The sequence below is a fragment of the Clostridium acidisoli DSM 12555 genome, from assembly GCF_900176305.1.
In the GTDB taxonomy this organism is placed as follows: domain Bacteria; phylum Bacillota; class Clostridia; order Clostridiales; family Clostridiaceae; genus Clostridium_I; species Clostridium_I acidisoli.
The window spans coordinates 35,617-53,081 of sequence record NZ_FWXH01000007.1 but is presented as its reverse complement, the minus strand read 5'-3'; the positions used below and the strand labels follow the sequence as shown (position 1 = coordinate 53,081).

The 17,465-nt window shown below is 28.1% G+C and carries 16 protein-coding genes; 3 read left to right on the top strand and 13 right to left on the bottom strand.

The window, feature by feature from the left end:
• Window positions 1-43 precede the first annotated feature (43 nt).
• The 7 genes from B8978_RS10730 to B8978_RS10700 all read right to left on the bottom strand — a co-directional run bounded on the left by B8978_RS10730 (window position 44) and on the right by B8978_RS10700 (window position 5,611).
• Window positions 44-841, bottom strand: a complete 798-nt coding sequence (locus tag B8978_RS10730) for an ABC transporter permease (RefSeq protein ID WP_084116020.1) — start codon at window positions 839-841, stop codon at window positions 44-46.
• A complete protein-coding gene (locus tag B8978_RS10725; RefSeq protein ID WP_084116018.1) occupies window positions 834-1,598 on the bottom strand; it encodes an ABC transporter ATP-binding protein in 765 nt (254 codons plus the stop codon). The genes B8978_RS10730 and B8978_RS10725 overlap by 8 nt, the downstream gene beginning before the upstream one ends.
• Before the next feature lie 130 nt (window positions 1,599-1,728).
• Window positions 1,729-2,742: an ABC transporter substrate-binding protein gene (locus B8978_RS10720; RefSeq protein ID WP_084116016.1), complete on the bottom strand. Its 1,014-nt coding sequence runs from the start codon at window positions 2,740-2,742 to the stop codon at window positions 1,729-1,731.
• Between the two features lie 93 nt (window positions 2,743-2,835).
• Window positions 2,836-3,642: a transporter substrate-binding domain-containing protein gene (locus B8978_RS10715; protein ID WP_084116014.1), complete on the bottom strand. Its 807-nt coding sequence runs from the start codon at window positions 3,640-3,642 to the stop codon at window positions 2,836-2,838.
• 22 nt (window positions 3,643-3,664) lie between these two features.
• Window positions 3,665-4,402 carry an amino acid ABC transporter ATP-binding protein gene (locus tag B8978_RS10710; protein ID WP_084116012.1) on the bottom strand — a complete coding sequence of 246 codons (738 nt, stop codon included), beginning with the start codon at window positions 4,400-4,402 and terminating at the stop codon, window positions 3,665-3,667.
• An 11-nt stretch (window positions 4,403-4,413) separates the two neighbouring features.
• Complete coding sequence (locus tag B8978_RS10705) at window positions 4,414-5,100, bottom strand: amino acid ABC transporter permease (protein WP_084116010.1); 687 nt, start codon at window positions 5,098-5,100, stop codon at window positions 4,414-4,416.
• Between the two features lie 295 nt (window positions 5,101-5,395).
• Complete coding sequence (locus tag B8978_RS10700) at window positions 5,396-5,611, bottom strand: hypothetical protein (protein WP_084116008.1); 216 nt, start codon at window positions 5,609-5,611, stop codon at window positions 5,396-5,398.
• A gap of 244 nt (window positions 5,612-5,855) precedes the next feature.
• Between B8978_RS10700 and B8978_RS10695 the strand changes: the two genes are divergently transcribed.
• Together B8978_RS10695 and B8978_RS10690 are read left to right on the top strand one after the other, a co-directional pair.
• Entirely contained in the window at window positions 5,856-6,359 is a 504-nt protein-coding gene (locus B8978_RS10695; protein WP_084116006.1) for a hypothetical protein, read from the top strand.
• Window positions 6,360-6,528: 169 nt separating this feature from the next.
• A complete protein-coding gene (locus tag B8978_RS10690; RefSeq protein ID WP_084116004.1) occupies window positions 6,529-7,797 on the top strand; it encodes a D-alanyl-D-alanine carboxypeptidase family protein in 1,269 nt (422 codons plus the stop codon).
• 150 nt (window positions 7,798-7,947) lie between these two features.
• Here the strand turns inward: B8978_RS10690 and B8978_RS10685 are convergent, their stop codons facing one another.
• Genes B8978_RS10685 through B8978_RS10670 form a run of 4 tightly spaced genes read right to left on the bottom strand, consistent with a single transcriptional unit; the run spans window position 7,948 to window position 13,889 of the window.
• Window positions 7,948-8,730, bottom strand: a complete 783-nt coding sequence (locus B8978_RS10685) for a CPBP family intramembrane glutamic endopeptidase (RefSeq protein ID WP_084116002.1) — start codon at window positions 8,728-8,730, stop codon at window positions 7,948-7,950.
• A gap of 25 nt (window positions 8,731-8,755) precedes the next feature.
• A complete protein-coding gene (locus tag B8978_RS10680) occupies window positions 8,756-11,545 on the bottom strand; it encodes an AAA family ATPase (protein WP_084116000.1) in 2,790 nt (929 codons plus the stop codon).
• Complete coding sequence (locus B8978_RS10675) at window positions 11,546-12,895, bottom strand: metallophosphoesterase family protein (RefSeq protein WP_084115998.1); 1,350 nt, start codon at window positions 12,893-12,895, stop codon at window positions 11,546-11,548.
• A gap of 19 nt (window positions 12,896-12,914) precedes the next feature.
• A complete protein-coding gene (locus B8978_RS10670) occupies window positions 12,915-13,889 on the bottom strand; it encodes a hypothetical protein (protein WP_084115996.1) in 975 nt (324 codons plus the stop codon).
• 158 nt (window positions 13,890-14,047) lie between these two features.
• Between B8978_RS10670 and ltaE the strand changes: the two genes are divergently transcribed.
• On the top strand, window positions 14,048-15,076 hold the full coding sequence (ltaE, locus tag B8978_RS10665) for a low-specificity L-threonine aldolase (protein WP_084115994.1): 1,029 nt from the start codon (window positions 14,048-14,050) through the stop codon (window positions 15,074-15,076).
• Between the two features lie 527 nt (window positions 15,077-15,603).
• Here the strand turns inward: ltaE and B8978_RS10660 are convergent.
• Together B8978_RS10660 and B8978_RS10655 are read right to left on the bottom strand one after the other, a co-directional pair.
• Entirely contained in the window at window positions 15,604-16,221 is a 618-nt protein-coding gene (locus B8978_RS10660) for a DUF488 family protein (RefSeq protein ID WP_084115992.1), read from the bottom strand.
• An 18-nt stretch (window positions 16,222-16,239) separates the two neighbouring features.
• Entirely contained in the window at window positions 16,240-16,785 is a 546-nt protein-coding gene (locus B8978_RS10655) for a DJ-1/PfpI/YhbO family deglycase/protease (protein ID WP_084115990.1), read from the bottom strand.
• Between the last annotated feature and the right edge of the window lie 680 nt (window positions 16,786-17,465).

Genomic DNA, 17,465 nt, shown 5'->3' with positions numbered 1-17,465 from the left:
CATATTAAAAAGTACTACTATAATAATTTATTTTTCCCATAGTTTAAAATCTTGATTTTATCTTATTTTCCAATATAAGAACTATTTCATACATTATATATGCAAGTATTGCAAGAATTACTATACTCATCATTACCATGTCAAGCTGAGATATCTGTCCACCGTATACTATTAAAAATCCTAAACCTTCCTTTGCCACTAAAAATTCACCCATTATCACACCTACCCATGAAAGTCCAACACTAATTCTAAGTGCTGATACAATATTTGGAATAGATGCTGGCATTATAAGCATTGTAAGAATTTGAAACTTACTTGCACCAAAAGTTTTTAATAATTTAATTTTGTCTTTATCAACTCTATTAAAGCCGTCTAATACACTTATTATTGTTGTTACAATTGATATTAATATTGCAATAGTAACTATTGCTTTAATTCCATTTCCTACCCAAAATATTATTATTGGTGCCAATGCAACCTTTGGTAATGCATTTAATACTACAAGATATGGATCTAAAACCTTTGAAATAAAATCCGACCACCAAAGTAATACAGCTATTAATATGCCAAGTACAGATCCTATTATGAATCCAAGTATTGTTTCATAACAAGTTATTCCTATATGTGTAAAAAGCGTTCCTTCTTCATATACTTTTATAAGACTTTGGAACGCCCTACTAGGTGTGCTTATAAAAAATGGATCTATCCACTTTAAATCACCAGCTATTTCCCATAACATAAAAAAACCAATTAAAATAAAAATTCTTGTAAACATAATTATTTTAGTTCTATTCTTAGTATCTTTAATAAATTTCTTATGTTCTACGCTTACATTATTCATCTATCTCAAGCTCCTTCCAAACAACATCAAAATATTCTCTAAATTTAGGATGTTCTCTTTTTTTTAATGGCGTAAGCGAATCATCTTTAAAATCAATGTATATATCTTTTTTTACTGTTGCAGGCCTCTTTGAAAATATTATTATTCTTTCAGACATTGATATTGCTTCCGATATATCATGAGTTACCATTATAACTGTCTTATTTTGCTGTTTTATTATCTTGGAAATTTCATCACTTGCTCGAAGTCTGCTTTGATAGTCAAGTGCTGAAAATGGTTCATCCAGAATTAAAATTTCAGGATTTAGAGCTAAAGTTCTTATTAAAGAAGCTCTTTGCCTCATACCTCCAGATAATTCATTAGGATAATGTTTTTTAAATTCAATAAGTTTATATTGCTTTAGCATTTTTTCTATTTTATAAATGTTTTCTTTTGTTTTTTTATGTTGTACTTTAAGTCCAAGAATAACATTCTCATAAACATTTAACCATTCAAAAAGTTCATCTTTTTGAAACATGTATCCAAATTTTCCATCTGAATTTTTTACTTTTTTACCGTCCATTAAGATTTCTCCTTTAGATGGTTCTAAAAGCCCAGCTATTATGTTTAGCAGTGTTGATTTTCCAGAACCAGACGGTCCAACAATACTTACAAATTCACCTTTGTTTACATTAAAGCTAATATCTTTTATTGCCTCGGTTTCTGAAAGCATTGAGTGATAATTCATAAATATATGCTTAATTTCTAACTTATTCATTATAAACTCTCCAAAATAATTTCTGTTGTAGCTACAATTATTATATGAAGTTCATTAGTTTATTGTGTAAAACACGTAAAATAAATACCTTAAAATGATGTCTCACTCTAAGGTATTTATTTTACGTACTTTATTTAGTTGCTTCTTCTGCTATATCTGTATTTACAAGTTTATTAAACGCTGGTCTTTTCTTAATTAAGTCCTTTTGATAGCCTTCAATAATATCCATTAGCCTATTTATATCGGCTTTATTTATTTTAGGATTTAAAGCAAATGCATTTACTTTTTTATAATTGTTTACGTTTTGGGCTATAAGTTTTACATCTGTACCTGGAAAAAATGATTTTATCTTTTCTGCAACTTTATTATCACTATTACTTTCTATCCAGTTTTGTCCTTTATAAATTGCCTTTGTAAACTTAACTAAGGTATCTTTATTTTTATCTAAATAAGACTTTGTTGTAAAATAGCACGTATATGGAAGTGGACCAGCTTCAGCTCCAATTGAAGATTCAATATATCCTGAACCCGTTTGTTTTAAAATACTTGCTGTTGGTTCAAAAAGTGCAACATAATCTCCTGTGCCGGCTTTAAATGCTTCTGCAGTGGCATTAAATTGTAAATTGGTTATAATTTTAACATCTTTTTTCGGATTAAGTCCATGTTTTTTAAGTACATATTCCAGTGTCATTTCGGGAACACCGCCTGGCCTTGCTCCGATAATTGTCTTTCCTTTAAGCTCTTCCCATTTAAAATTTTTTTCTTCTTTTCTTCCAACAAGAAAAGATCCGTCTCTTTGCGTAAGTTGTGCAAATACAACTGGATAATCTTCTTTGTTCTGATTATGAATGTAAATTGATTGTTCAGGTCCGCAAAAACCTATATCAGCATTTTTACTAAGAACTTCTTGCATAGTTTTATCTGCACCTTGACCAATGGAAAGATCAATATCAAGTCCTTCCTCTTTAAAGTACCCATTATTTACTGCTACATAAAATGGTGCATAAAATACCGACCTTACTACTTCATTTAGCTTTATTTTTTTTACAGCTGTTTTATTATTAGTACTGCATCCATAAAAAAAAGATGTACATATACATATTAACATTAGTAAAAAGATTGGATAAAATGTTTTTTTTCTCATAACTACCCACCAATTTAAATACTATAGTTAATATTATATGTACATATATATAATTTGTTAATGTTACCAATAAAGAAATTAACCAGCTTAATATTATTTAGTAGTTACATCAGCACCAAACCATTTTTCTGATATCTTCTTTAAAGTTCCATCTTTTCTCATATCATCAAGAGTTTTATTTATCTTTGTTACTTTATCTTTGTTTTTATCGTTCTTTAAAAATGGATATGCATTCTCCATTGTAGAAATTGGCTGTCCAGTTATTTTAAGATCATAATTAGATCTTTTAATTGTGTCCATAATAGCAAGTTTATCTTCCACAAGTGCATCTGCTCTGCCAAGATTTACATCTGAAAAAATTGAATTATAATCATTGTATTGTTTTATGTTTATTTTTCCGCCTTTAGCATTGAAGTCCTCTATGCTCTTGTAAAAATTCATTCCAGACTCTACTGCCACAGTTTTTCCATTTAAATTAGCTAAAGTTTTTATTGAATTATTGTCCTTCTTAACCGCTAATTGAACTCCAGAATAAACATATGGATTTGTAAAATAGTATTTTTCTTTTCTTGCATCAGTTACGGTTACTTGATGAGCTATTGTGTCTATTTTACCAGAATCAAGCATACCTAAAAGTCCATTCCAATTTGCAATTACATATTTAACTTTCCAATTGTTTCTTTTTGCTACATCATTAAAGATATCAATTTCCATACCTTTAACTTTATCCGCTGCTTCTCCTTGATCTATAAATGCAAATGGCCTATAGTCAGTAGATGTACCAACATTTATTGTATTGTCTTCTTTATTATCTGTGCTACTTGAAGAATTACTTGCACAGCCCAAAAGACTTCCTCCTATAACTAATGATAATAAAATTACCCCTATCTTCTTTTTCATTTCTGTTCCTCCTATGTAGCTTTTATTTTACGTTTATTTTTTTTAAAAATTGATTTATTCGTTCATTGGTAGAATCTTCAAATATTTCTTTAGGCGTTCCCGTCTGAATAATTTGACCTTCTTCCATAAAAACAACCTTATCTGCTATTTCTCTTGCAAAGTTCATTTCATGTGTAACAATAACCATTGTCTGCTGATTTTTTGCTAGTCTCTTTATTACGTCTAATACTTCAAAAACTCTTTCTGGATCAAGTGCAGAAGTCGGTTCATCAAAGAGAATAACTTCTGGATCAAGTGCCATTGCTCTGGCTATCCCAACTCGTTGTTCTTGACCTCCTGAAAGCTGTGATGGATACGAATCAAATTTATCTTTTAATCCAACGTTTATCAATCGATCTTTACTTATTTTTTCTGCTTCAGACTTAGAATATTTTTTAACAATAATCAAGGCCTCTTCTACGTTTTCTAGTGCGGTTTTATTTTTAAACAAATTAAACCTTTGAAATACCATTGATGTCTTTTTTCTAAGTTGTAAAATTTGATTTTTCTTTATCTTACTAAAATCAAGTTCCAAATCGCCAAGTCTAAGCCTACCCATATCTGGAGCTTCTAAATAATTTAAGCATCTTAAAAAAGTAGATTTACCAGCTCCCGAAGGACCTATTATAACCACAATTTTACCTGTTTCTATCTGTAAGTCTATTCCTTTTAAAATTTCATTATCACCGTAGGACTTATGTAAATTTTCTACTTTAATCATAAAAACACCACCTAATATGCCTTAGAAAACTTTTTTTCTATTATTTTTTGTATGAAGTTAAAGATTTCAACTACTATCCAATAAATTATTGCTAACGCTAAATAGTTCTCTAGAACCTTAAAGCTAGAAGCTGCATTGGACTGGGCTCTTGCAAGTATTTCTGTAAGACCTAAAACATATGCTAGAGAAGAGCTTTTTAATAAATCCACAAAAGTATTCCCTATACCTGGAATAGCTATTCTTATTGCCTGTGGAAAAACAATTCTTCTAAGACCTTGTCCATGTGTCATTCCAACAGATAAAGCTGCTTCAAGCTGTCCTTTTTCAACGGACATAACAGCACCTCTAAAAATTTCTGAAAGAAGTGCAGATCCACAAAGGCTTAAGCCTATAATCATAGCCCAAAATGGCGTTAAATTTTTAAGTGGCTTTATTATTTGTGGTAGACCAAAATAAAAAACAAATAATTGCACAAGTAAAGGTGTACCTCTAAAAAATGATATATATACACTTACAATTTGAGATAATACCTTTATTTTTAATATTCTAATAGTTGCTAAAATCAATGCTAAAATTAAGCCAATTAGTGTTGAAATTACAGCCATTAAAATAGTATAATCTAAATATTTAAGCAAATCAGGAAATGCATTTAAAAAATATTTAAAATCAAAAATAATAATCCCTCCATTTCTTAGCATTCTTATATGTTTTATATTTACATATAATATATTAGTTATTTTTTTATGTCAAACATAAAGTCAGCTAAGTTTTTTGACAATGCTAATAAATAATACTTTTTAATTTCATATTTCAAATTATCATTATAATAATTATTAAAATCAAATTAATAATACTGCTATGATGTTAATATAGTAATTTAAAACAATATAAAAAAGGTATAGAATAATAATAACAATGATATTATTATTCTATACCTTATTTTTTTCATAAATTTCAATGTAATTAGTTAACCAAAATAATTTATTTACATTATCAATCAATTAATTTAGCTTCTATCTCTTCATCAAAGCCAAGCCCGTAATCTTCTGCGAAATAATACTGGTACAATTTTTTCACATTATGTTTACTTTTTCCTGTAGCTGATTTAAATGGGCAATCTGAATTATCTCCACCATCACAATAAAATGGACAATCTTTAAAGCAATTTACCTTATCATCATAAGTAGTTAAAAATGAACATATTTCCATAATTACACCTCTCATTTATAATTAGTGATAATGTTTACATATCTTTTGTATACATTATAAACTATAATAGTAAAAAAATGAATAGTTTTTTTGTATTAATTAAATTTGAACACAATTGCTTATTAATATTTTTATTTTATGAAGTTTTTATCAATAATTCACATTTACTCTTTAAAAAATCATTAATTTGGAATATAATTTTACATAGTAAATAATCTATACTTTTTTAAAGGGAGATGGTACTTTGAAAAAGAAATTATTAAATTATGTCATCATTTTATCAATTTGCTTTTTAATTGCTCCAGCTTTGCTTTATTTTATTTTAAATTCTTCTGAATTTAGCAAATATAATCTTTATTATGATAAGTCAGTGTACATAGGATTGTATTTAAAACTAACAATATTAGGATTACTTTTATTTATATTAATGAAGGCTATAGGTAAATTATTATTTAAGATATTAACTAACGTTCCAACTGAAAAAGCTAAACTTATATCTATAGAAAAAATAAATATTGAAAGTTTTGGAATAACCTTATCTCCTGATGAATCAAATGCTTTAGAAGAGATATACAGCATAAAATTTAAGCACAATGATGAAATAATTGATATAACTGTTTCAAAAGAAAGCGTTAAAAATGATCTTACTAAGGAAGAATATCCCTACGTCGAATACCAACATATTAACCTAATAAAAATATTCAACAAATTTCTTAACATAAAAGTTCACACTAAGAATAAACGTTGATGAGGTATACATTTAGCAATGTAAGCACTTAAGCTTTTATGTGATTAGCTAAGTGCTTATATTTTGCCTGTAACCTTAAAATAGCTTAGGCATATTGAAAAAATAGAATAGCAGCTTGTAGTACGCTATTCTTATTTTTTCATGTGCCTTAAAAATTGGAGAGATGAAATTGAAACGTAAAATTATATCTTTAATATTAACACTAACAATATCCATATCTATTTCTTCAAATGTATTTGCTGCTGAAAATAGCGCTGCTCCAAATATAAGTGCAAAAGCCGCAGTAGCTATAGATGCAAATACAGGAGAAATTATTTATTCAAAAAACCTTGATGATAAAGTATATCCTGCTAGTACTACAAAGCTTTTAACAGCTTTAATACTAACTAAATTAAAGAAACCAAATGATATTCTTACATATACACCTAGTGCAAAACTGCAGCCTTCTGCCTCACTAAATATGGACAAAAAACCAATCCTTCCTGGGGATAAAATAACTGCCGATACTGCTTTAAAGTCTATGCTAATTTATTCTGCAAATGATATTGCTGAAATGATTGCTGGAAACCTAGTTAATGATACTACTTCAAGTGTAAGTGACACAAATAAAAAATTTTCTGTACTAATGAATAATGAGGTTTCTAAACTTGGTCTTAAAAATACACATTTTGAAACTCCAAATGGTCTTCACAATCCTGACCACTATACAACTGCTTATGATATGAGTATTATAGGTAAAAATGCTTTTGCAAACAAAGAAATACTTGATACTGTAAAATTAAAAAATTATGTATTTAAAACTGAAAATGGCATTCAAATTCCAATTGAAAACAGGAACAAACTCATTTTAAACAATCTTTCTTTATATGATAAAACATGCATAGGTGGTAAAACTGGTTTTACTAATGAAGCTGGAAACTGTTTAGTTGCTATTTTTAATAGAGATGGCAGAACGATTATAGGTGTTGTTATGCACTCAAATAGTGATAGCGCTGACACCCAGTCTTTCAAAGACATGGAAGCAATGATAAATTATAGTTACTCAATACAACCTACAAATTTATATTCTTCTAATAATAATGTTGTAACTAAAACTTTAAGTTATAAACCTCTAGTCTTTTTTGGTCCTACAAAAACTATAGAAGTACCTCTTAAAGTAAATAAAGACGTTCAATATTATAAAAATGATATTAATGATAAAGAGAAATCTATTTCCATTAACCTTAATACCAAAAACCCATGGGATTTAAAGAAAAATACCTCTGTTGGCACCCTTGCCCTAAATGAACGAGGCGTAACAAAGCAATTTGACCTGTATACAACTTTATCTTCTAGTGATTTAATTAAACAAAATAAATTACTTTATGCCTCTACTGCTGCTGGAGTAATTATTATTATTGGATTAATTACATTAATTGTTAGAAAGAAAAATAATTAATAACTATCTATTACAAAGTACAGGTTAAAGCTTTTTATCGTAGCTAAAGCTAGATAAAAAGGTGAAAGAAAGCCGCCGAAGGCTTTCTTTCACCTTTTTACTCACGTAGTAGAGTAAAAAACTTTAAATGCCGTGCTTTGCAATCTATACTTAATTACTAACCTCTACTGTTTTGTTAAAATAAAATGTTGCTCCACACAATATTATTATTCCAAGTATAATATACCCTATGCCATATCTACTCGTATAACTTAAAAGTATAGGAAAAACAAAAGTGCCACATATATTAAACGTTATATGTCCCGTTATAGAACCGACTATTGTTTTAGTCTTAACGCATACATATCCTAAAACAAGCCCTAAAATAGATGCATACAGGCCTTGAAAAATATTCATATGGTATATTCCAAAAATAATTGCTTGAATTATTACTGCTGGAACAATTTTTATATTATCACTTATTTCTGTTAAAATAATCCCTCTAAACATTATTTCTTCAAATATTGGTGCTAATATAACTACTGCTGTTATTCCTATCCATGAGGACATCGTACTGCTTATAGTTTTAGCTGTATCATTGTATGACGGAAAGTATTTTACAACATATAACGATACTGCGGACAATGTGAGGCTATACCCTACTACAATAAGGATTATCAACATTATATTTTTTACTTTCACCTTTTTCGGTTTGCATATCTTAAGAAGATTCTTACCTCTTGCTCTTAATATGAAGAAATATATAATAAAGGATATTATCATTGCTGGTATTAGAACAAATGCCATGTTTTTGTTCATATAGTCTACAGCTTGTGTTTGATTCAAGCCCTTAAATATAGCTTGTATATCCAAAACGATAAAATCTACAATTTGAAGTGCATAATATATAACTAAATACGCGATTATTATTGCTGCTGTTTTAATATGTTTCACTTTGTCGCCTCCTTGTATTTTAATTTTATGTATCTAAAGATAGATGATTTATAAGCTGGTTAGCTGTATTTAAATAAAAGTTACCTTCCTCAAGCTTAAAAAATTGTGCTTTTTTATTTATCTTATAAATTGTTTGTATAACTTCTGGATGACAGGTTAAGAAAAATATTTGATTATGTTTAGACATGTCATTGATTAATTTTATTGAGTTGTATAAATGTCTACTATCAAAATTAACTAATGAATCATCAATTATAATTGGCAATTTAGAGTGAATTTCACTAATCCTGCTGAGCCTTACAGATAAAAAAAGTTGTTCTTTAGTTCCTCTGCTTAATTCCTTAGAACTATCCTTTAAAATTCCATTTTTATCTATGGTCTTAAAATCCACCTTTGTAAGATCATCACCTGCCAATATTTGCTTTATTTCTCCGTTAGTTATATTGCTTAAAAAATCCCCTGTTCCCTTTAATATTGTTTTTTCTGCATTATCCATGAAATCTTTTTGTAAATACTTAAGCATAAATTCCGCCGCTCTATTTATAGCATATTCCATTGCTATTCCTTTAAGTTTATGTCTACCTTTTTCAATTTTGTTATGAGCTTTTATTATATCTTCACTACTATATAAATTTTTTATTTCCTGTTTTAATGTTATTTTTTCATCCTTAAGTTTATTAAGAAATTCTATGTTCTCTTCTAATTTTGCTTTTAGTTTATAAGCGTTTTTCTCTACTTCATCTACACTCATATAATTGTGGACCATATTGTTAAAAGCATCCACAAGTTCAATATTTTTATCTTCTTTTAACAATATTTTTTTTATTCTCTCCATACTTAAAGCATGCATTAACCGATAAATTAAATTTTCATATTTATTTTTTTCATCTTTATATTTGTTATAAATTTTGCACTCTTCTATAGTTTCATTAAGTTTTGATAAAATTTCTCCTTCTACTTTTAATTTAATCTGATTTTTAATCTTTTCTTCAATTATTCTTTTTGAAGTTTTTATCTCACTTAACTTTTCATATTCACAGAGGATTAAACTTAAATCTTCTAACTTAGAAAAATAGTATTCACTGTTTTCTATTAATTTGTTACTTCGCCTTATAGACTCTATTTCTATCCAAGCATTAAACTTCAAAAGAAATTTCAAAAGATTTTCAAGTTCTATATTTATGCTTTCTTCCATTTCACACATATTATCTACTTCATATTTTAAGTGCAAAACCTTATTTTTTAAATTTCTAACTAAAACAAAATAACTTTTTATACTTGAAGATGGTACGTCTAAACTAAGCTTTAATATATGTTTATAATTGTTAGTAATTTCAGCTAAATTCCCTCTTGTTTTTTCAAGACCTATTAATTCCCTTTTCTTATTGTTAAGTTCAGTCTCTACAGAATTAACATCTTCACCATTAAATCTATGACTACTTGAAGTTATAATATAAATGGAAGTTACAACTATGCCACTTATACCTATCAATGCACCAAAAACTTTATTTTGGTTGTACACTATAAACCCTAAAATTAAAAACACAACTATTATTGCTATGTATTTCATAAAGTTGCTATCTAGTTTTGAATTGTTTCTTAATCCCGTATATTTTTCTTCAAGTTCCTCTATATAAGTCTTCTTATCATTTATTTTATTTTCAATGTTTTTTAATTCATCAACATTTTCACATAATTCTATATATGGGATTTCTTCTGTATTAATTTCTAATATCTTTGTAAAGTCATCACTCCAATCCACATTAACATCTACAATATCAATTAGTATTTCCTGTTTTTTTACTTTACAGTTCTTAAGTGTTTCCCTATAGTTTTCTATCTTTTGCGTAAGACCAGCTATTATAAGCTCCTTGTCTCTAATTTCTTTTCCATACATATCAAAAACTTTAAGTTTTGTTTCTTGAAACTCCTTACCTTTAAAAAAATTTATGGCGGCTTTTTCATATTTATCAATTGCTTCACTATATTCATCTTTTAAATTTAAACATGCTTCAAGATTAATTTTTTTTTCTTCAATATAATCATATGTCTTCTTATTTTGTTCATTCTCCATTACTACTGTAAGTTTTTCAATTTCCTTATAAGTTTCATAATTTGCCATCAAAATTTCCATCAATAAGATTTCATCTTCTATTGTTCCTATTTGATCTTCAAATTCTATTATGCTATTCTCAACGGATTTAAGTTTTTCTTCACACTTGTTATATTGAGTCACTTCATTTATAGCTCTGTCTTTAAGTACAATTCCTTCTGAAATCTCATTAAAACTCTCTTTAAAAAGTTTAGTTTTAGGATTTCCATTTTTCCCACCAATCTTTTCGGCTTCTTTTTCAAACTGTGAAATAATCTTAGGGATAAAAATAGCATCTTTAAGGCCTGCTCCTAAAAGTACTGCTTGAAGTTTTTCATCTGCTCCCTCTGCATTTTTGAGTTCATCTAAAGATATTGTAAATAATTCTTTGTAGGTAAATGAATCAACCTCATCATATATATCACCTATTTTTTCATAAGTAGACTCATTATAAATATGTGGTTTTGCATATCCATTAATCTTTGCGGTGATTTTTTTATTATTCTCATCTAAAAATTCACATTCCACCCCGTATTCCACACTACATGGTGGAATGTCTGTAGCTTTAGAAAAACCATAAGGAAAATATCTCAAAAGATTTAGCAATGTGGATTTACCAGCTCTGTTATTACCTCCGATAACCACAATTTCCGAGGAAATATTGTTTAAATTTACATTCCTATATATGCCAAAATCTCTTATATATAAGTTTTTAATATGCATCTACCTATTCTCCTTTATGAATCTCGTAACTATACGCTGCCTTGCATTATTCAAAATTTTTTTGAAATCTTCGTCCTCTAATTGAGCCTTAAAATTGTTTATATTTTCTATATCAAATTCCTTCTCCCAAACCTGACCAAAACTTTCAATAATATTTTTTTTAAATTCACTATTTTCATCTATCTTTTCAATAACTTCAGATAGTTTTTTTAATGTAGCATTGTTATTAATTAAATCTTCATACTCTTCAAATGAATTTTCAAGTCTTACATCAATAGAATCTGTATATACAAAAGGACTTATTTTCATAAGTCTTGAATTTAATTCTTCAATTATTATTTCTTCTATATCGTCTGTACTTTCATCAAAAATATCTTTTAATTTTCCTTTTCCGGTTATAACCCATCTTATTGAATATCCTGTAATTGTGGTTTCCAAATTTTCTTCATATTTAAATCCATTTGGAATTTTAAGTTTTGTTTGTATTAAAACCTTAGCTTTGTTTTCAATTAAATTTATAAGCTCTGTTAAATTTTTAGGAATATCCCCTGAATCCTTATTTATATCCACTTCTATTTTATTCCATATAACTTTAGAGGTTGGTAAAAATTTCACATCTGTATTTCCTGTTTCATTAACCTCTACTAAAATACATCCTTTCATTCCATTTTCACCAATATCTCTACCTTGAATAACTCCCGAAAATGCTATGGTTGGTTTTTCTGCATTAAGCACATTAGCTTTATGTATATGACCAAGTGCCCAATAATCAATTTTTTCGTTAGCTTTCAGATTATCAAGTGAACAAGGTACATAATTTAAGCTTTTTGATTCCATTTCTGTATGTAGCAATGCAATATTGTATATACCATCTTTAGGAGGATTATAGTGACTGTACATTTTTCTACTATCTGCCTTCCCCCTATATGATTGTCCACATATTCTGGCTATTACTTCTGATTTATCATTTCTAACTTCAAATTGACTTATACTCTCGCTTTCACATATAAATACATTAGACGGAATTGCAAATAATTCTTTTTTGCTTATAAATGAATCATGATTACCTGCAATTATAAAAACCTTTATGTTTTCCTTTAAAAGTCTCTCACATTGATGTATAAAAAAATTATTAGCACGTATAGAAATTGAATCTCTATCATATAAGTCACCACTTATAAGTAAAAAATCAACCTTATACATAATTGCATAATCAATTATTGTTTTAAATGCCTCGTAAACTCCATCGTTAAATATATTAAATTCATTAGTTATATTTTCATTGCTAACATTTAGCATACTTCCAAGGTGAATATCCGCTGCATGTATAAACTTAATAGGAAAAGTCAATTAAAATCACAACCTCTACTTAAAATTTCATCCATTTATCTAACCAATGATAAGCTTTTTCCTTTATATCATTAGGTAAAAACATAGAGCTAACATAAATTATACTTACAAATTTATTTGGAACCCTCATGTTTAAATAAACTTCTTTTGCTTTTTCACATATACTGTCTACTTCTCTCTTTGATACATTGTTTTCATTTTCAAGCCATATAAATGGCTTAGGTGCTATGCTAGCTAAAACATCAGAAAGTCCGTCATTTATGTTTTTATTTTCTGATATAGCTAAAAACATATCACATATATTTCTCTTTCGTTTTGATATGTCTTTTTTGCTTTCATTTAACATGTACCCAATATTAATAGCGCAGCCTGACTTTATTCTATGGTCAAGATATAAAATCATTGCTGCTAAAAATCCACCTTCAGATAATCCAATAACACTGATTTTATTATTATTAACCTCTTTGAAGCTACTCAAAACATCTACGGCTATAATCATTTCCTTTAATTCTTTTCCAAGTTCTGTTACTCCATTATACAATAATTTATTGCATACTAACATTCTATAATAATCAGTTTTCTCTAGCGAGGAATCTTCATTTGTTTCTAAACTTCTGCTTTCATATGGAAATCTGTCTGGACAAATAACAACATTACCTTTTTTACAAATTTCTGCGCCTAAAGCTAGATGATTATCTTTATTTTCTATAGCTAAAGAACTTTTTCCAACTTTATATGAATGCTCTCTTCCTTCTCCGTGAATAGCTAATACTCCTCCTAATTCTCCATTAAATCCTTTTGGAAATAAGACATAAGCATCTGCATATTCATCTTTAGAAATCCTATACCTTAATAGTTTTCTGTTGTAAAATTCACATTCCTTTTCTGAAACAATTTTTAAATCTAAAGGTATATTTTCTTTAACCCTTAAATTTGATGTATTGTCTCCAATAAGCTTCCCCAAATCACTGTTAAAATTTTCTACAAACCTCATATTAATACCCCCAATTTTATTATATGAGCTAAAATTATAGTTTACAACAAACTGTGATTTTATTTAACTGATAAATATATTATAATCTTCTTATAAAGCAATGTTTTAATTAATTATAAAAATATTTCAAATTATTTTTAAGAAGGAGTTTTGACAAAATGAAGTATATTGATTTAAGAAGTGATACAGTTACTGCACCTACAGATAAAATGAGAGAAGTTATGTTTAAGGCTGTTGTTGGTGATGATGTTTATGACGATGATCCTACAATGAAAGAATTAGAAGCCTTCGCTGCAAAACTTGTTAACAAAGAAGCTGCCATATTCGTACCAAGCGGAACCTTCGGAAATCAGCTTTCTCTTTTTACCCACTGTAATCGCGGTGATGAAGTGATCCTTGGAGAGGACTGCCATATAGTCATGCATGAAGTTGGTGCATCTTCAGTAATTGCTGGAGTACAATTAAGGACACTAAGGAGCAATAAAGGTGAACTTAACCCTGAAAATATAAAAAGCAAAATAAGATCTGGTGAAGATGATATCCATTTTCCAAGTACAGGTTTAATATGCCTTGAAAATGCTCACTCAAATGGCCGTGTTATTCCTTTAAGCAACATGAGAGAAATTTACACTATTGCTAAAGAAAACAACATTCCTGTGCATTTAGATGGTGCAAGACTTTTTAATGCAGCTTCCTATTTAAATATAGATGTAAAGGAACTAACAAGAAATTGCGATTCTGTTATGTTCTGCCTTTCAAAAGGTTTATGTGCTCCTGTAGGTTCAATTTTAGCTGGAACTAATGATTTTATTAAAAAAGCTAAAAAAAAGCGAAAACTTATGGGTGGTGGTCTTCGCCAAGCTGGTTTTTTAGCTGCTGCTGGACTTGTAGCTTTAAAGGATATGAGAGAAAATTTAACTAATGATCACGAAAATGCCTTATTTCTAGGAACGGAATTATCAAAAATACCTGGGATTAAGGTTAGACAAGATGACATACATATAAATATGGTATTTTTCTCAATTAAAGATACACCTTTAAAAAGTGATGTTATTGTATCCGCACTTTTAGAAAAAGGAATAAAAATAAATGGTGAAGAAGACGGAGAAATGCGATTTGTTACTAATTATTGGGTTAAGAAGGAAGACGTTATGTATGTAGTTAAATGTCTTAAAGACTTACTGTAATTTGATTTATTTTTAACATAAAGAAACTTAGAAATAAAGTGAAGGGTTTTAACGATTGCGTTGCTCGGATAAAAGGTGAAGGTTTTATGGATAAATCCATAAAGGATAAGGAAATTTTTCCTCCTACGTCAGAAAAATAATAAATTAATGTGCCTTAATATATAAAGATAACTCTAATACATGTTTTAACCATAGGTTTTGTTCTTAGATGTAACCTTATCTACTTAAGTTTTTATTACTATACAAAGAGACGTAGCAGCCGTTATCCCACACTTTAAAAAAGATTTTAGTGTTACGGTATGGTAGTCATGGGATAATTTTAAGTTAAAAGATTTTTCGCAGCATAGCGTAGAAAAATCATCCATAGCTTTTTCCCACGGAAAAAATATCACCTTTGACCAGCAAAGCGTCCGTCAAACCCTTCACCTCGCTTTAGCCACCCTTCACCTTTTCACCGCGAAGCATAGGTGAAAACCCTTCACCCATATCAACTATTATGAAATAAAAAACATCATGACTTTACAATTTCATAATGCTTCTAGAAGAAGCTTATAATTAATTTCATAACTTTCTTCTAGCATTTCTGCCTTAAAGTCTGATTCATCCATATCTAAATCAATGTTTTTCATTATATTGCTTATTGACAATTCTGCTACTTTTTTAATTAACTTAATCTTATATACTTTCATAAAAGTTTCTTCAATTTCTTTTTGAGACTTTACATGCTCTTCATCAATAATATTTTCTACATAAACATCATTTTTTTTAAGTCCATATGCAACGAAACTTGCTTTACCATAATTTTTTGTTGTATTTTCCTCACACAATAATCCTATTTTATATCCTTTATCTATTCCTGATATAATTCTTTCAATTCCTCTTTTATAATCCAAATTAACCACAATATCATCAAAGGAATATTTACCATTTTTTAAGCTAAACTCTCTATTCATATCTATATAATAAATGCCAATGTTATTAAGACTTTTTTTTATGCTTTCTCTTTTAAACGAAGAATATATTTGTTCAATATTATGATTTTCTCTTATATCTATAATGCAATTAATTTGATACTTTTTTAATAAATTAATAAATTGATCCAAATTTCTATTTACATAGTTAACACTGTAACATATCTTTCCCATAAACTATTTTTTCTTCCTTTACTTATTTGTTAATTCACCACTTTCACTGCTTAAAAATTCAAATATATTATTCATAAATTGTGGCAAATTTCCTGGTATTTTTGCACTTATTAAATTATTATCAACGTAATTTCCAATGTTGGTATAATCACCACCTGCATTTATTATATCGTCAACAATCTCTTCTGGACAAGTTATCTGATATCCGCTTATAACTTTTGCAGAAATTAAAACTGCAGCTCCAAGTCCTGTACAACCAACAAGTTTTTTGCTACAACTGATTTTAGAGACAATATCTTTTATATATATGTTGCTTCTAAGTTTATATGCTGATAAACCACCCGGTATAATAATTCCATCGTATTCTTCTGGATTAACAGCACTTGGGTAATCATCTACATCTAAAGTATATCCATGTTCTCCTGTATAACTATCTTTGTTTCCCGTTCCAACTACAGTTATCTTTATACCCTCTTCTCTTAATCTTAAAATAGGATAAATAGCCTCCATATCTTCAAACCCATCTTCTGCGAGAACTATAATACTTTTATCACTTAATTCCATTTTAACACCCCTCATTATAATTAATTATTACCAAATTTTTGTATTTTAAAAATTTATAATATATAAATTATTTCATACCTATATATTATCCGCAATAAACGCTATATATCAACACATTTTTTTAATTATAAAGATTTTTTTTAATTATGGAATAAAATTTTTCAATTTGGTTATCATAAATAACGTAAAGAGGATTTAAATTTGTTGTGCGAAGAGTATTTTGTGATTTATAAAAAAATAGGTTGTAAAATATTCGACATAAGGTGTATAAATGGTATGAAAATGCTGTTTATATGCCGGAGGAAGATTATTATATGTGGCGTATAGCTATTTATATGCCACAAAGGTGTATACGTGGTTTGTAGTTATGTATAATAGTCGAGCTGAGACTGTATAGATTGCTTATTATATTAATTTTTAATATATAAAGGTTATATAAGGTCGAAAGATTTTATATAGTTTTTAAAGTATTTTATACAGTCGAGCCAAGATTTATATATGTGTTGAGATGCTCTTTAATAGTTGAAAGATTATTAATGGGTGTGTAAATATGTATGTAGGTTGTAACGAAGATAATTTTAAGTTCCTTTACTTTAAAAGGACTGTTTCAAAATCACTAAAATGATTTTAAAGCAGTTCTTTTTATAATTATGAATAATATTATTATCATATAACAATTA

Excerpts from the sequence above, each read along its gene's own strand:
- B8978_RS10730 (WP_084116020.1), bottom strand. The coding sequence starts at position 841 with ATGAATAATGTAAGCGTAGAACATAAGAAATTTATTAAAGATACTAAG.
- B8978_RS10725 (WP_084116018.1), bottom strand. The coding sequence starts at position 1,598 with ATGAATAAGTTAGAAATTAAGCATATATTTATGAATTATCACTCAATG.
- B8978_RS10720 (WP_084116016.1), bottom strand. The coding sequence starts at position 2,742 with ATGAGAAAAAAAACATTTTATCCAATCTTTTTACTAATGTTAATATGT.
- B8978_RS10715 (WP_084116014.1), bottom strand. The coding sequence starts at position 3,642 with ATGAAAAAGAAGATAGGGGTAATTTTATTATCATTAGTTATAGGAGGA.
- B8978_RS10710 (WP_084116012.1), bottom strand. The coding sequence starts at position 4,402 with ATGATTAAAGTAGAAAATTTACATAAGTCCTACGGTGATAATGAAATT.
- B8978_RS10705 (WP_084116010.1), bottom strand. The coding sequence starts at position 5,100 with ATGCTAAGAAATGGAGGGATTATTATTTTTGATTTTAAATATTTTTTA.
- B8978_RS10700 (WP_084116008.1), bottom strand. The coding sequence starts at position 5,611 with ATGGAAATATGTTCATTTTTAACTACTTATGATGATAAGGTAAATTGC.
- B8978_RS10680 (WP_084116000.1), bottom strand. The coding sequence starts at position 11,545 with ATGCATATTAAAAACTTATATATAAGAGATTTTGGCATATATAGGAAT.
- B8978_RS10670 (WP_084115996.1), bottom strand. The coding sequence starts at position 13,889 with ATGAGGTTTGTAGAAAATTTTAACAGTGATTTGGGGAAGCTTATTGGA.
- ltaE (WP_084115994.1), top strand. The coding sequence starts at position 14,048 with ATGAAGTATATTGATTTAAGAAGTGATACAGTTACTGCACCTACAGAT.
- B8978_RS10660 (WP_084115992.1), bottom strand. The coding sequence starts at position 16,221 with ATGGGAAAGATATGTTACAGTGTTAACTATGTAAATAGAAATTTGGAT.
- B8978_RS10655 (WP_084115990.1), bottom strand. The coding sequence starts at position 16,785 with ATGGAATTAAGTGATAAAAGTATTATAGTTCTCGCAGAAGATGGGTTT.